Annotated in this window: 11 protein-coding genes; 4 read left to right on the plus strand and 7 right to left on the minus strand. The window is 40.3% G+C overall.

The features are described from left to right. Nucleotides 1-334 precede the first annotated feature (334 nt). Nucleotides 335-2,071: an ABC transporter ATP-binding protein gene (locus RMY64_RS19055; protein ID WP_322700840.1), complete on the plus strand. Its 1,737-nt coding sequence runs from the start codon at nt 335-337 to the stop codon at nt 2,069-2,071. 226 nt (nt 2,072-2,297) lie between these two features. Here the strand turns inward: RMY64_RS19055 and RMY64_RS19060 are convergent, their stop codons facing one another. Then, nucleotides 2,298-3,506 (minus strand): NupC/NupG family nucleoside CNT transporter, encoded by a 1,209-nt coding sequence (locus RMY64_RS19060; protein WP_322700841.1) that lies wholly within the window; start codon nt 3,504-3,506, stop codon nt 2,298-2,300. A gap of 255 nt (nt 3,507-3,761) precedes the next feature. Between RMY64_RS19060 and RMY64_RS19065 the strand changes: the two genes are divergently transcribed. Then, entirely contained in the window at nt 3,762-9,233 is a 5,472-nt protein-coding gene (locus RMY64_RS19065) for an AAA family ATPase (protein WP_322700842.1), read from the plus strand. Between the two features lie 2 nt (nt 9,234-9,235). Here the strand turns inward: RMY64_RS19065 and RMY64_RS19070 are convergent, their stop codons facing one another. The 6 genes from RMY64_RS19070 to RMY64_RS19095 all read right to left on the minus strand — a co-directional run bounded on the left by RMY64_RS19070 (nt 9,236) and on the right by RMY64_RS19095 (nt 13,847). Beyond that, complete coding sequence (locus RMY64_RS19070; protein ID WP_322700843.1) at nt 9,236-10,156, minus strand: hypothetical protein; 921 nt, start codon at nt 10,154-10,156, stop codon at nt 9,236-9,238. Between the two features lie 462 nt (nt 10,157-10,618). Next, nucleotides 10,619-10,849, minus strand: coding sequence for a hypothetical protein (locus RMY64_RS19075; RefSeq protein ID WP_322675137.1), 231 nt, complete (start codon nt 10,847-10,849; stop codon nt 10,619-10,621). 234 nt (nt 10,850-11,083) lie between these two features. After that, nucleotides 11,084-11,917, minus strand: a complete 834-nt coding sequence (locus tag RMY64_RS19080; protein WP_322700844.1) for a hypothetical protein — start codon at nt 11,915-11,917, stop codon at nt 11,084-11,086. A gap of 264 nt (nt 11,918-12,181) precedes the next feature. After that, nucleotides 12,182-12,976, minus strand: a complete 795-nt coding sequence (locus RMY64_RS19085) for a hypothetical protein (RefSeq protein ID WP_322700845.1) — start codon at nt 12,974-12,976, stop codon at nt 12,182-12,184. Further along, on the minus strand, nt 12,948-13,271 hold the full coding sequence (locus RMY64_RS19090; RefSeq protein ID WP_322700846.1) for a hypothetical protein: 324 nt from the start codon (nt 13,269-13,271) through the stop codon (nt 12,948-12,950). The genes RMY64_RS19085 and RMY64_RS19090 overlap by 29 nt, the downstream gene beginning before the upstream one ends. Before the next feature lie 108 nt (nt 13,272-13,379). Next, nucleotides 13,380-13,847, minus strand: coding sequence for a hypothetical protein (locus RMY64_RS19095; RefSeq protein WP_322700847.1), 468 nt, complete (start codon nt 13,845-13,847; stop codon nt 13,380-13,382). 258 nt (nt 13,848-14,105) lie between these two features. On the opposite strand from RMY64_RS19095, the gene RMY64_RS19100 reads away from it, so the two are divergent. Continuing rightward, entirely contained in the window at nt 14,106-14,921 is an 816-nt protein-coding gene (locus RMY64_RS19100; protein ID WP_322700848.1) for a cysteine hydrolase family protein, read from the plus strand. Between the two features lie 70 nt (nt 14,922-14,991). After that, on the plus strand, nt 14,992-15,447 hold the full coding sequence (locus RMY64_RS19105) for a cupin domain-containing protein (protein ID WP_194042486.1): 456 nt from the start codon (nt 14,992-14,994) through the stop codon (nt 15,445-15,447). Nucleotides 15,448-15,916 lie beyond the last annotated feature (469 nt).

The raw sequence follows: 15,916 nt of genomic DNA on the forward strand, positions 1-15,916 counted from the left end.
TAGGCTAACGCCGTAATGCACCTCAATTCTGACTCGTGAAGAAGGCAGGAGGCAGGAGGCAGAAGGCAGAAGGTCGCAATACAGTGTAGGTCTGTTCGCGGAGCATCTCTGAAAGAGAAGCCTACACTGTATTGCAGGACACCAAATCAGAGATTTTGGAGTGGGGCTTAAACCCTTACTCCCTTTGGTCGCGGTAGAAGGTTGAGGGCAGTATTCTTTCTGCCTCCTGCCCTCAGCATAGTAACCTTTATTGCTAACTCCTGACTCCTAACTCCTAACTCCTAACTCCTAACTCCTAACTCCTAACTCCTAACTCCTGAATTCTTACTTACTTATGAAAGTCCGCTCTAGTTACTGGCAACTGTTGCCTTATCTTTGGCCCCAATGGCTGCTGTTAATCCGGGGATTGGCTTGTATCTTAGGATTTGTGTTATTTACCCTAGCAGTACCCTATTTAGCAGGTCAGGTCGCTTTTTATCTTGGCCAGGGAAATGTAAACCAGATTGCCTACTGGCTCGGACTAGCTACTTTAGTATTTTTGATTCGAGGGCTTTGTCAATACGGGCAGAATGTCTTTATGATCGCTGCCGCCCTGAACATGGTTTTAAACTTGCGTAAGCGGGTTTATGCCCACCTGCACAAACTTGGATTAGATTACTTTGAAACCACACAGACGGGAGACTTAACTTATCGCTTGACTGAAGATATCGATCGCGTCGGCGAGATTGTAGACAAGTTATCTCATCAGTTTCTTTCCAATTTGTTGCAGTTAATTGCAATTCCCATTTACATGCTCTACCTGAATTGGCCCCTCACTCTTGCGGGTTTGATTTTGGCTCCTTTAATGGCTTGGTTAATCGGGCAATTTGGTCAGCGATTGCTTGTGCTATCTCGCCAGAGCCAAAATCAAGTTTCCAATTTATCGGCAATGCTAACTGAAGTATTTAGTGGGATTCGCGTTGTTCAAGCTTTTGCAGCCCAAGAATATGAAGTGAAGCGATTCAATAAAGAAGCAGAAATCAATCGCCAAGCTAAGTATCGCGCTCTACAACTCAAATCGATTCAGTTTCCCGTTGTCGGTTTTTTGGAAGCAGTTAGTATTATGCTGCTGTTTTTATTAGGAGGATGGCAGATTTCTCAGAATCAGCTGACAGCTCAAGGGTTTATCAGTTTCTTAGCTGCTGTGGCTTTACTGATTCAGCCAATCGACTTGTTGATTAGCAATTACAACGAGTACAAACAGACCGAAGCTTCTGTGGAACGGATCTTTGAACTGATGGCGAAGGAACCTAGCATCAGCGAAAAACCGAATGCTCAGGAAATGCCACGAGTTGTTGGCAAGGTTGAGTATCGTCATGTCGATTTCGCCTACAATCCCGACCAGCCAGTTCTTAAGGATCTTTGCTTAGGCGCTTCTCCTGGTGATGTCATTGCCTTAGTTGGTTCTTCTGGAGCTGGCAAATCGACATTAATTAACCTTTTACTTCGCTTTTATGACCCTCAAAGGGGTCAAATTCTGGTTGACGATCTTGATATCCGTGATGTCACACTCACCAGTTTGCGCCATCAAATTGGCATTGTTCCCCAAGATATTACCCTTTTTTCAGGGACGATCGCAGAAAATATCGGTTACGGTCAGGAAAAATTAGATTTAGCAGCGATTCAGTCAGCGGCAGAGATTGCCAACGCCCACTCCTTTATCACCCAGTTTTCTCAGGGTTATCATACCTGGTTAGGCGAACGTGGAGTTAACCTATCGGGAGGACAACGCCAAAGATTAGCGATCGCTAGAGCAGTTGCTAACGATCCTCGAATTCTCATCCTGGATGAAGCTACCTCTGCCCTAGATTCTGAATCAGAAGCGCTAGTTCAAGAAGCACTAGAGCGAGTGATGCAAAATCGTACCGTGTTTATTATCGCCCATCGCTTGAGCAGCGTTCGTCGGGCTGACTGCATTCTCGTAATCGAACAAGGACAAATAGTTGAAGCTGGTACTCACACCTCCCTCCTGTCTCAGGAAGGACGGTATGCCCGTTTTTATGCCCAACAGTTATACTCTACAGATGAGTAGTATGTCAATAAATGAGTTATGAGTTATGAGTTATGAGTTATGAGTAATACCCATTACTTATTACTCATTACTTCAAAATTAAAGACAGTTGGAGTCGGGGATTTAAACCCCAACTCAATTGATACTACGTGTAATGGTCGGGGTCTTGAACCCTTGAATTTACGATAAATAATTGATGGATAAATTAAGAGTAGAGACGGCGATTTATCGCGTCTCTCTAACTTTTTCAAATCAACACCCCAGCAATACAAGCGGTGATAAAACCCGCTAACAATCCGCCAATCATTGACCTTACACCCATACGAGCTAAGTCATGCTGGCGATTGGGTGCTATCCCCGCAATGCCGCCAATGGTAATGCCAATTGAACCGATATTTGCAAAGTTACATAATGCGTAAGTTGTAATAATTACTGCCCGTTGAGAGATTTTTCCATTTTCAATTAGTGCCTTCAAATCCAAAAAAGCAATAAACTCATTGAGGATTGTTTTTGTACCTAATAAAGCCCCAACTTGCCGACAATCGGCCCAAGGTACGCCCATTAGCCACGCCACGGGAGCCATGAGAAAAGACAAAATCCACTGTAATGAGAGTTGTTGTAAGCCCACAAATGCCCCCAACCATCCCAAAAGTGCATTCAGGGCAGCTAATAATCCCAAAAAGGCGATAATCATCACCCCAACGTTAACTGCTAGCTTCACGCCTTCAATTGCTCCGGTGGTAGCAGCATCAATTACATTTACATAATTGGTTTCTATATACGCTTTTGCTTTGCCAGTCGTCTCTGATATTTCTGTTTCTGGGTAAAGTAATTTTGATACCACCAACGATGTGGGAGCAGTCATAAAGAAAGCAGCAATCAGGTGTTCTGCTGGGATGCCAAAGGAAAGATACGCTCCTAGTACTCCCGCCGCAATTGTGGCAAAACCACCCGTCATCACGGCATGGAGTTCTGATTGCGTCATATTCGCTATATAAGGTTTAACCATCAGCGCCGCCTCTGTTGGCCCCAAAAAGATGTTACCTGCACAGGATAAAGATTCAGAACCCGATGTTTTCATTGTTTTCATCATTACCCACGCCATCACATTTACGACTCGTTGTAAAATGCCGTAGTAATACAAGACGCTGATGAAAGCAGAGAAAAAGATAATTGTCGGTAGCACTTGGAAAGCAAAAAAATGATCTTTAAAATTTTCTCCAAAGACAAATTTTGCCCCAACATCAGAAAAGGCTAAAAATTGACCGACAATATCTCCCAGAGATTTAAACACATTTAAACCCCAAGGAGTTTTAAGAATCACAAGTGCAAACAAAAATTCCAATCCCAAACCCCATACGACTATGCGCCAACGCACTGCACGACGATTAACAGAGAAGGCATAGGATATACTGAGAAAAACTAAAATTCCCAACGCAGAGATAGCGCGTTCCATGTTTACTCCCGGAAGGTATTGTTAAGGCACTTAGTCACAGAGCATACACAAAATCTGCCGTTTTTTGGGGTTTTGTAGCCAATTACTAGAGTTTTGATGCTGTAAATAAGAATTTAGCGATGTCTACGACGGGCTACACCTACGCACATTCATATCTTGTTACAAAACGGTCTTCCCAAACCTTAAGCACATTTGTATTAATAGGAACAACCAATGTAAACAAGAAAAAATTAATCTTGGAGGGAAAAGAGAATTATGGTAGCACTGACCGGTTATCAAATAAATGAACTAATTTATTCGGGATCTAAAACCCTAGTGCATCGCGGCATTAGAGAATCAGATAAAAAACCAGTAGTAATTAAATTGTTGCGACGTGAGTATCCGACATTTTATGAACTCGTGCGGTTCCGCAATCAGTACACCATTGCCAAAAATCTAGACATTGACGGCATTATCAAAACTTATAGCCTGGAGAACTATCAAAACAGCTATGCCTTAGTTATGGAAGATTTGGGAGGGATTTCTCTCCAAGAAGAGATGGCGAGGTGGGGAGATGGGGGGATGGGGAGAACTACTGATGGGTTGCAGACATTTTTTCACATTGCTTTGCAAATTGTCTCCATTCTTGATGGACTGTATCACAATCGGGTGATTCACAAAGACATCAAACCCGCTAACATTTTGATCAACCCTGCCACAAAAGATATAAGACTGATCGATTTTAGTATCGCCTCCTTACTTTCTAGAGAAACGCAAACTCTGACTAATCCAAATATTTTAGAAGGGACGTTAGCATACCTTTCTCCCGAACAAACTGGACGAATGAACCGGGGAATTGACTATCGCAGCGACTTTTATTCCTTGGGTGTCACCTTTTTTGAACTCCTCACCGGAGAGTTACCTTTCAAATCTGATGAACCGATGGAGTTGGTGTATTGTCATTTGGCAAAGCTTCCTCCACAGGTACATAGTCTCAATCCTGAAATTCCGCCAATTCTGTCTGAAATCATTGGCAAACTGATGGCAAAAAACGCCGAAGATAGGTATCAAAGTACATTGGGGTTGAAGTATGACTTAGAAATTTGTTGGCGTCAGTGGCGAGAAACTGGCAGGATTGATGTCTTTGAGTTAGGAGTGCGTGATATTTGCGATCGCTTCATCATCCCAGAAAAACTCTATGGTCGGCAAGCAGAAGTAGAAAGCTTACTCGCAGCATTTGATAGAGTCGCTAACCCCCCTGAATCCCTCCTTGCTAAGGGGGGACTAAGGGGGGTAGAAATGATTTTAGTAGCAGGTTTCTCTGGTATTGGAAAAACTGCCGTTGTTAACGAAGTTCATAAACCCATTGTGCGACAACGGGGTTATTTTATCAAAGGAAAATACGATCAATTTCAACGCAATATTCCTTTAAAAGCTTTTGTCCAAGCATTTCGAGATTTGATGGGGCAATTACTGAGTGAAACCGATGCCCAACTCGAACAATGGAAAGCCAAAATTATGACAGCTTTGGGTGAAAATGCTCAAGTAATTATTGAAGTTATTCCCGAACTAGAAAAAATTATTGGACAACAACTACCAGTACCTGAACTTTCAGGGATTGCTGGACAAAATCGCTTCAATTTACTGTTTCAAAAATTTCTTCAGGTTTTCACAACCAAAGAACACCCATTAGTAATATTTTTGGATGATTTACAATGGGCAGATTCAGCATCTCTAAAGTTTATGCAATTACTAATTAGTGAAAGCGAAATTCACTATATGTTAGTTATTGGTGCTTATCGAGACAATGAAGTATATCCAGCACATCCTTTGATGTTAACCTTAGCAAAAATTCGTAAAAATGGGGCAAATTTTAATACTATTACTTTAGCTTCTCTCAATCATACAGATTTAAATCATATAATTACTGATACTCTAAAATCTAACTTAGAGGTTGCTCTACCTCTCACAGACTTAGTATATCAAAAAACTCAAGGCAATCCCTTATTTACTAATCAGTTTCTCAAGTTTCTGCACGAAGAGAAGTTAATTAACTATAACTTTGATATCGGTCATTGGCAGTGCGATCTTGCTCAGGTTAGAGCATTAGCATTTACTGAGGATGTGGTAGAGTTTATGGTGCTTCAGTTACAGAAGTTACCAGAAGCAACTCAAAAAGTTTTGCAGCTTGCAGCTTCTATTGATAATCAGTTTGACCTAGCAACTCTCGCAATTGTCTATGAAAAATCTCTATCAGATACAGCAATAGACTTATGGAAAGCTTTGCAAGAAGGTTTAATCATACCCACCACTGAAGTTTACAAGTTTTATCAACAGGAATTAGAAGAATCTATAATTACTTCTGATTCCTCAATGCTCAATTCTACTTCCTGCTCCTACAAATTTTTACACGATCGCGTTCAACAAGCTGCTTATTCTCTAATTCCTGAAAATCAAAAGCAGACAGTACACCTCAAAATTGGGCGATTAATGTTGAGGAATATCTCGCTTGAAGAACGCGAAGAACATTTGTTTAAATTAGTCAATCAGTTCAACTTAGGAGTTGAATTAATTACTCAACCAGAGGAACGAGAAGAACTGGCAAAATTAAATCTAACTGCAAGTCATAAAGCCAAAATTTCGACTGCTTATGAAGCCGCTGTAGAATACACAAATTTTGGAATTAAGTTACTCACCGAAGATTGTTGGCAACATCAGTATGACTTGGCTTTAAAACTGTACTCAATCTCTGCCGAAGTCGCCCATCTTAACGGTGATTTTGAACAGACGGAACAATGTATACAAGTAATATTACAACATGGCAAAACACTGATAGATCGAGTCAAAGCCTACGAAGTCAGAATTTTATCTCAGGTAGCACAAAACAGAATGGGGGAAGCTATAAAAACGGGACTCCATGTTCTCAAAATATTGGGAATAGAACTGCCCGAACAGCCAACACCAGAAGATATTAACCGCGGACTACAGGAGACACAATTAGCTTTAGATGGTAAATCTATTGAAGGGTTACTAGAGTTACAAGTAATGACTGAGCCAGATAAGTTAGCAGCCATGAATATTTTGACAAATATTGCTGCTGCCGCTTATCTAGTTATCCCAGAACTCTATCCCTTAATATTATTTAAACAAGTTAATTTATCCCTCAATTATGGAAATACCGCTAATTCGCTTTATGGATATTCATCTTATGGGCTGATTCTTGGCGGGATTGTAGGAGATATTGATTCAGGTTATCAATTCGGTCAACTAAGTCTAAAACTATTAGATAAATTAAATGCTAAAGAATTCATTGCTAAAACATATATGATTGTTTATGGCTGTTTGAATCATTGGAAGAAGCATCTTAATGAACTTTTACTTCCTATACAATCAGCTTATTATAGCGGGGTTGAAACAGGAGATTTAGAATTTGCAGGTTACTGTGCATGTAATTATTCTTTGAGTTCATATTTTGCTGGTAAAGAATTATCTTCTCTAGCACAGGAAATAGGAACTTATAGTCAAGGACTGGCACAAATTCGTCAAGAACCATCCTTACATAAAAATGAACTTTATCGGCAAGTAGTGCTTAACTTACTCTCAAAAAATCAAAACCCTTGCCGCTTAATCGGTGATGCTTACAATGAAGAAATCATGTTGCCGCTTCATATCCAAGGCAACGATCAAACTATGATTTGTTCGTTGCATTTTAATAAATTGGTTCTCTGTTATTTATTTGCTGAGTATACTCATGCTATTGAAAATGCTGACTTAGTACAGAATTATTTAGAAAGTCTTCTTGGAAGTATTATTTTTGCTCTATTTCATTTCTATGATTCTCTGAGCCAATTAGCCGTATATTATGATGCTTCTGAAGATAAGCAAGTATTCATTCTCAAAAAGGTTACAGCAAATCAGGAAAAAATGCAGAACTGGGCGCATCATGCGCCGATGAATCATTTACATAAGTTTCATTTAGTGGAGGCTGAACGCTATCGTATTCTCGGCGAATATATTCAAGCAATGGAAATGTATAATCGCGCCATTCAGGGAGCTAAAGAAAATGAATATATTCAAGAAGAAGCTCTGGCTAACGAACTCGCTGCCAAATTTTATTTGGGATGGGGTAAAGAGCAAATTGCCCAAACCTATCTGATAAACGCTTACTACTGCTATGTTCGTTGGGGCGCTAAAGCCAAAGTCTATGATTTAGAAAAACGTTATCCTCAATTACTCGCCCAGATTCTGCAATGGGAAACAATTCGCCTTAATCCTACAGAAATAGCATCTACTCTCCATAACATGTCCCTATCTACTTTTACTGCTGATACGACAATTTCATCCAGCAGCGCCAGTATTTCAGATGCTTTAGATTTAGCAAGTGTTCTTAAAGCCTCTCAAGCACTGTCTAGCGAAATTCATTTAGAGAAGTTGCTCTCTACATTAATGCAAGTGGTAATGGAGAATACTGGAGCGAAAAAATCTGCTTTAATTTTACTTAAAGATAATATTTGGGTGATTGAAGCAATCGCAACATCTCAGCAAGTGCCAACTATTCTGCAATCTATTCCCATTGAGTTCAGCCAAGATATTCCTCTGACTCCAATTAACTATGTCAAACGCACCTTAGAAACATTGGTAATAGATGATGCAACTGCGAACAATTCCTTCACCTCCGACTCCTACATTATCAGACAACAACCGAAGAGTTTGCTGTGTACTCCAATTCTCCATCAAGGGAAGTTAATCGGCATCCTTTACTTAGAAAATAATCTAATTGCTGGAGTGTTTACTCATGATAGATTGCAAGTAATCAACCTATTGTGTTCACAAGCTGCCATCTCTTTAGAAAACGCTTCTCTCTATCAGCGATCGCAAGAGAATGCCCAACAATTAGAACACTCACTTACAGATTTAAAACAAATGCAACTACAACTGGTGCAAAGTGAGAAAATGTCAGCATTAGGTAATTTAGTTGCAGGTGTAGCCCACGAAATTAATAACCCTGTAGGCTTTATTGCAGGTAATATTCAACCTGCTGTTGATTTAGTCGAAGATTTGTTTAACCTCATCGAGCTTTATCAAGAAAAGTTTCCAAATCCGGGTGTAGAAATTGAAGAAAAAATTGCCGAAGTTGACCTAGAATATATCCGAGAAGATTTGCCAAAAATGATTTCTTCGATGAAAGTAGGTATCGATCGAATTCGGAGTATTAGCAATAGTTTGCGAACCTTTTCCAGAGCAGATACAGAAAATAAAGTTGCTTTTAATATTCACGATGGTATCGACAGTGCAATTTTGATTCTGAAGCATCGTTTAAAAGCATCAGAATTACATCCAGATATTAAAATTGTAAAAAGATACGGTGATATATCTTTAGTAAAATGTTTTCCTGGACAACTTAATCAAGTATTTATGAATTTATTGGCAAATGCCATTGATGCTTTAGAGGAGTCCAATATTGGACATAATTTTCACGACATTAATAATAAAATTGAGATTAAAACTTGTTTGAGTGAAGATAAGCATCAAGTTTTAATTTACATTCAAGATAATGGGATGGGAATGTCTGAGGAAGTCAAACAAAAGATTTTTGACCATTTATTTACAACTAAATCTGTTGGTAAAGGTACAGGATTAGGATTAGCGATCGCCCGACAAATTATTGTAGAAAAACATGGCGGTACTCTAGATGTTAATTCCCTACAGGGAGAAGGTACAGAATTTGTGATTCAAATTCCGATTTAAAATTACGCTTCTTGGCGCGGGTAGCCAAAGCTAAGATGACTGCCAATGAGTGTATAGAAGTCATTTTGTGCGTGTGCAGCCCCTCCTGCACAACCCGGAACCTTGCACTTATCGCTAACAGTTTGGGCGACTTTAGAAAGCTCACTGGTGTGTGGTGTCATGTCCCATCCTTCGCCACCATAGCTGCTTGTGGTTTTTTCAATATTATGCAAAACGATCGCTTCCAGCTGCCAACCATTGATTTTACACTCGCCCAAGCGATAAATTTTAGACAATGCTGGATATGATAAAGCTAAACGTAACTCTCTTTCTATTTGCGTGAAGTCAGGCTTTTCCGGCTGCATCTGCAAGTAAGCAAGCAATTCTGCGGCTGATGTGCCAGTTCTAAAAAACACCAATGCGTAACCGTCTCCCCCAGAAACGACTCTCCAATCAACTAAGGTGAGTTCTGGTGACTGCGCCAGCGCTACAATCAATGAAGTGTCAGTTTGGTTATTTGTGCCAGTTATTCCGCCATAACCAGACTCGATGCCAAAATTGCGATCGCAAACACCAATAATTTGCCAGACATAGTGTGCAACAGTAACTATAGGTTCATCTCTTTGTATACCCGATACTACTTCAGCATAGTTGCTCTGGTCAACATACAAATCGTAAGAACCTGGAGTATTGGAGTTTCCACATGGCGCATTGATTAATTTGCCAACAAAGTGGCAATGTTTAAAGCCAGACAGTGGATGCTGGCGCACCAAAGCCGCAAGGCGTTCAGCATCAGACAAAGCAAAAGTGGCACTGAAGTAGTAGTGAGGGCCTTGTCTGCACTCTTGGATTTCCCAGAACCAATCCTGAAATTTACTCACTATATAAAGATAAATACAACGACATAACGACCAAGATAACTGGTGATAGATAAGATCGAACACCCAGGATATAGCGGTTTTCGCTTAGGTGCAGTACATTTTTGACCTCACTTCCATTCCTCTCTCCTAAAAGGAGAGAGGCTTTGAATCTTACTCCCCAACGCTAGTAGGGAAGGGGTTGGGGGTTAGGTCTGTACTGCACTCAACTGAGAACTGCTATATAATCTCTAAGCGATCGCTGTGACGTGTCGGGTTGCTGACAGACTCACCCAAAAAAACGCTCATAATTGTCATGGCTACCGATCCAAAACCATGTCACTGTGTCTTGTTCCAAAACTCCAAGTGCTCGACAGCCTCGCGTTACCCTCACTGACCAAATCCCTTCCTGATTGTTGATGCACTTGAAATGTAAAGACGGGTGAAATGGATTTTCTGCCCACAGCTTATATGCTTTCCTGGCACTTTGCCTAATTTCGCTGCTCAACTGTCGATACTCAGACCAAAAGGAAGGAAGTACTGCTGACTTCATAGCTGGTCGTAGTTCATTGCAGTAGCTTGTCCCTCTGCAATTTCTTGTTTGGCTTGTTTAGCAGCAGTAATAAGTTTTGATTGTGTTCTCTGAAACGATTCATTCCATCTGATTTCATCTTGCAGATCATGAATGTACTCTCGCAGATGCTCTGCAATCCGATCTTGCACCTCAATGGGTAAAGATTCCATCATTTTGATTACGGTGGTAATTGCTGCTGACGACATGGTGAATTGCTCTCGTACAACACTTTGCTCTTAAAGCTAACACCGATCGCCTCTCTCTATTCATCAAGCTCTCATGCCTAACGACATCATTGACTCTAATCCAAACGCAATGAGCAAGTGTGGTGCGTAGCCGTAGCCCGTCGTAGACATCGCTCAAATACCCAATTATTTTAAAATGTTCAACAAATGCAATGTTAGCTTGTGCCACTACTTAATAATAGTCACGATACCTGACTAGAATAAGTACTTGCTGTACTTAATGTAGTGGAAAAGACTTCTTATTGATGAGATAGTTGTCAGTATTTTGCCAATAGCTGCGGTTGAACTTAGTTCCCATCGCTCCATAGATTTGGCTTCCATGCTATGGCCTGCCATATTACGAATAGATCCGATTGCTTGTGAGATATCACGTTGTTTAGTGTTAATGAAACTATAAGCAGTTCCCAAATCATCCCTGTAAGCATACAAAACACCGTTGGCTAATTCTGAAATGCCAGACTTTGCTCCAATTTTTTTTACGTCAATAGTTCCAATTTCAATAGAAAGCCTTCTCAAAATATCCTCGTAAGCTCTTCCCGAACATTCGATAGCACTTCTTGGGTTATCTTGATAAGTAAGAAGACTAGCTACCAATTCCTCAAGTTCACTGTGGGTAAGCCATTGGAAGACCTCATCACCAAGGACTCTGTTTAAGTAAAGTCTTACTCCTACATCATCTAGCAAATCTCTAGAAAAATCTTCTGTTAGCTCTTTTACCTCTAATTCATACTCTTTGATGATTAAAGATCCTTTAGCATCAATTAAATTGCAGGTCTTAGCCCACAGACTTAGCAACTCGAAAATTGCTTTAATATCCTTATTAAAAGAGTAAAAAGAACTTAGCCTCCTAGCTGATACTTCGAGGCTATCTCCTATCGCTAAGTGACGAAGAAAAAGAATAAAAGGCTCCCATGCTTGAAGCCACTTTCTAAATACAGCAATCTTCAACTCTTCAGAAGGTTTAGCAGTAAGCAACTCAGAGCATTGCTTGACCGTGGCAAAATAACCATTATCTTGGTTGTCTATCATTCTAAGAGGATGTTTGAAAAGTTTTCTTCTCGGTAACAAAACGTTCTAGATTCCCCTAAATCCCCCGATAAATTGGGGGACTTTGATTCCGGTTCCCCCCTTTTTAAGGGGGGCTAGGGGGGATCGGTTAGTGCCTAAAATCACAGCCAACCACTTTTCAAACAACCTCTAAGTAAGCAAGCCGCATCAACTGCACTTTTGACATAGGGCTTGCTTTTTCCTGTATATTTTTCCAAAGAGTCTAGGTTGGCTTTACTATAGGAACTACGAATTACTATATCCATCACTAGACTCACTGATACTTTGTGAGCAGGTAGTTGATAAGTCAGATTCTCGATCATCGTCAAAAATTCCGTGAGTAGCTTTGAAGAAGGTAATGATTTTGCTGGTATCCCATTCACTCATGTCAACATTAATTGAAATAGTAGTCGGTATAACACTCAGTGTTGTACCCCGCAAGGACGGTAGCTCGATATGAGATTTAGATTCAGCAGCAGGTGTCTGGCTGACCGATGAATGATCCTTGAAAACTGGCGTAGAATCAATCACATCTATCTGCTCAGAATCAAGACCTGAAGACTCTTCTTCTAACGTTGAATCAGACTTATCAGAATTACATGCTGCATCAATTAAAGATTTCGCATTTTGACTCCATTCGATACGCGATGGCTGTCCTCTCCTGCCATTTATAAATTTACCAAGTCCCGTCAACGAGAGGAGTTTTCCAAAGACAACAACTCCATCATCACGGTTACTCGCAGAAGAGCCATATCCATGCTTCCACCAATAATCTTTTATAGTTTGTGTTTCTGTAGTAGATAAATTATTACTGTGAGAAATACTTTCAAGGTAGTGACCATAGGGCGTATAGTCAAGAAAGAATTGAAGAAAAAGTTCTTCTCTACGTTTGTTGTCTTTTTCAATAGCCAAATCTTTTCCAGCAGAACTAAATATTAGTTCCTTGTCCAAAATACCTAATATTTCAAGAGCTTTTCGAGAAGTTTCAAAGTTTGATTTGTTGTATATCTCTTTAATACCTATATGTTTGTAGCACTGCATCAATAGGCACAGTGGATATAATACTTAGCCCAGCAACAGGTGATTTCACAGCACTGATCTTTCCTTTTAAAAGTCGTAATGCAACACTAGGCAGATTTGGTGTAACAAGTAGCAACGGTTCTGGATTTTCCCATCTGATTCGCGTAGTACTTTGCTTCTTGGCTTTACTTGAGGAGTTATCCAACAACTGAATATACATCCCCGATGAGTCAACAGATTCAAATTCAGTACGTATCTTTTTCATCGCTTCAGCTAAACTATGAGCTAGTTTTTGGTCACTATTTGTCGCAGCCATATAAAAGGGATATGTCCAAGGAATTCCATATTTTAGTAAATCGATCTGCTTATTATGCTTCTGCTCAACTAGTTTTCTTATAAATTTAGGAATGACTAAAGAACAAGCCTATTCTAAAGAATCAACATTCGACAAAGATGGTAATGATTTACTGGGGGGATAAAGTTCATCAGTAATTTGGGAATAAAGACAATAGAGAGGAAACAAGCGGTAATGACGTGCAAAATTTAGCAGCAGGCGACGTTGCTCACCTGAACGATAGTTAAGAAAACGACAAGTCGAAGTATCTGGATTAACAACTTTTGCTTGAACTAATAAGGATAACCAAGCACCAGGTTCACCTATGCACCATAACCAGTCAGCACCACTTTGTGATCCTTCTTCTCTACGACTGAATTTCTTAGTCAGGATAAAATCGCTGTGCTTTCGCGCAATTGTTACCAAGTTTATATCAGTGATACTTTCTTCAAGGATGCCTAAACGAGATGACAGACTATCTTTAATAATGTTGTTTGTCCAAAGTGTACATTCTTGAAATGTTGCACATAAATCACTAAGTGATAATTTAATGCTCACTCCGCATGATGTCTTAAGCTTAACAACTTGTTATTATTTTATAGTGTTTCTTGTGTCTACTTGTATTTTACAACCCCATAACTGTGCGATAATGTGCTTAAATTTGCGCGACGGTTTCAGACTTGCGCTTGGTCTCCCATTGACTACGGTTAAATAATTATTGCCGCAATTGATCAATTTTAACCTTGATTAAGTAATTGTATTCTCAACTGAATTTCAAGTTACAAAATAGAAAATGGTGTTGGGTATTGCAATTTTATGAATTTACCATTACGGACATTGGGAGTTGCACCAAATGCGTGGACAGTGAATGATGCGATCGCAGATATCACTCGTCCTCAAAAGACCCCACAACCCGTTATCTTATCAACAGAAACTAAAACCCTGCGCCTAGACTTGGCAAAGACTGCTATCCTCGTCATTGATATGCAAAACGACTTCTGTCACCCTGATGGCTGGTTAGCGCATATCGGTGTGGACGTAACTCCAGCGCGTCAGCCTATTGAACCTTTGAATAACTTACTTCCAGAACTGCGTGAGGTTGGCGTTCCAGTGATTTGGATAAATTGGGGTAATCGTCCCGACTTGCTCAATATTAGTGCTAGTTCGCGCCACGTCTATAATCCCACAGGGGAAGGTGTGGGATTGGGCGATCCACTACCAAGCAATGGTGCTAGAGTACTTATGGCAGGTAGTTGGGCTGCGGCAGTAGTAGACGAGCTAGAACAGATACCCGAAGATATTCGTGTGGATAAATACCGCATGAGTGGGTTTTGGGATACACCTTTAGATAGTATCTTGCGGAATTTGGGAAGGACAACATTATTTTTTGCTGGTATTAATGCCGATCAATGTGTGCTGACCACGTTATGTGATGCCAACTTCTTAGGATATGACTGCGTATTGGTTAAAGATTGCACCGCTACCACTTCTCCTGAATATTGCTGGCTGGCGACATTGTACAATGTCAAACAATGCTTCGGTTTTGTTACTGACTCGCAAGAAATTTTAACAGCGCTGCAAAATGGTGAGGAGCGATCAAAGACGCGATTAATCGCGTCTGTACAAGAGTAAGGAGTTAATATTCAAGACTCAGATTTTAGGAATTTTCATACCCATCGATAACTTCAGAGGGGATAAATAAATGTACGCTACTCGTTGTGTAATTCCGGTTATCAAATCTAGCAAAGATTACCAAGTATATCGCATCAGTCCCGACGCCTCTAATCGATTAGCAATTATTTTCGATTCGACAAATGCTAATACTTCTTTGACTTGCTGCATAGAAATTTTTGATGTTGGTGGACAAACGCCCCCAAATCGCCATCAGTGGGCGGTGGAAATGTTTTTTGTTCTCAAAGGGGAAGCGATCGCTATATGTGACGGCAAGAGTGCCACAATCAAAGCTGGAGATAGTTTATTAGTCCCTCCCACTGGTACTCATTTGATTAAAAATACTGGTTCTACTCGCTTGTACACGTTGACTGTGATGATTCCCAATGAAGACTTTTCGGAATTGATTCGCAGTGGGATACCGGCGGAGTTAGATGAAGAAGATATGGCAGTAATAGGGAGATTTGATGCTTTGATGCCCTGTTAAAGATATTTGAAACCTCTGTTCTATTTCTCTCTCCTACAAAGCTACGGTGTACACACAAGTTTTGCCGTAGCTATATCTTTATTAATAAATGAAATCTCACATTGCGCTTCTATCTTGCCTCGCCTTTGCCTTTCCTGCTCAAGAATAGCCTGCCTTAACGTGAGTTCGATGAACCTCTCCCGGACAACTTTCCTCTCCCACGGGGAAAGGGAGGAGCAACGAGAAATTAGGGTTTTCTCCCCTCTTCGTGTCGGCTACGGTGTACACACATCTCTAAAAATCCTACCCACCCAATATTTCTGTTCAAGTGAAAGTCCCACACTGAGCAAATGTCCCGCCCTGAACTAAAGTTCCGGGCTGATAAGCGAAAGTCCTCTAAAAGAGGACTAAACTAAATTTCTTGTTTAGTCCTCTTTTAGCTCGACTTTATCCATTTTTAATTCAATCAAGCAGCGTAAACAGCAATATC

The sequence above is a fragment of the Nostoc sp. DedQUE08 genome, assembly GCF_034530895.1.
GTDB lineage: Bacteria > Cyanobacteriota > Cyanobacteriia > Cyanobacteriales > Nostocaceae > Nostoc.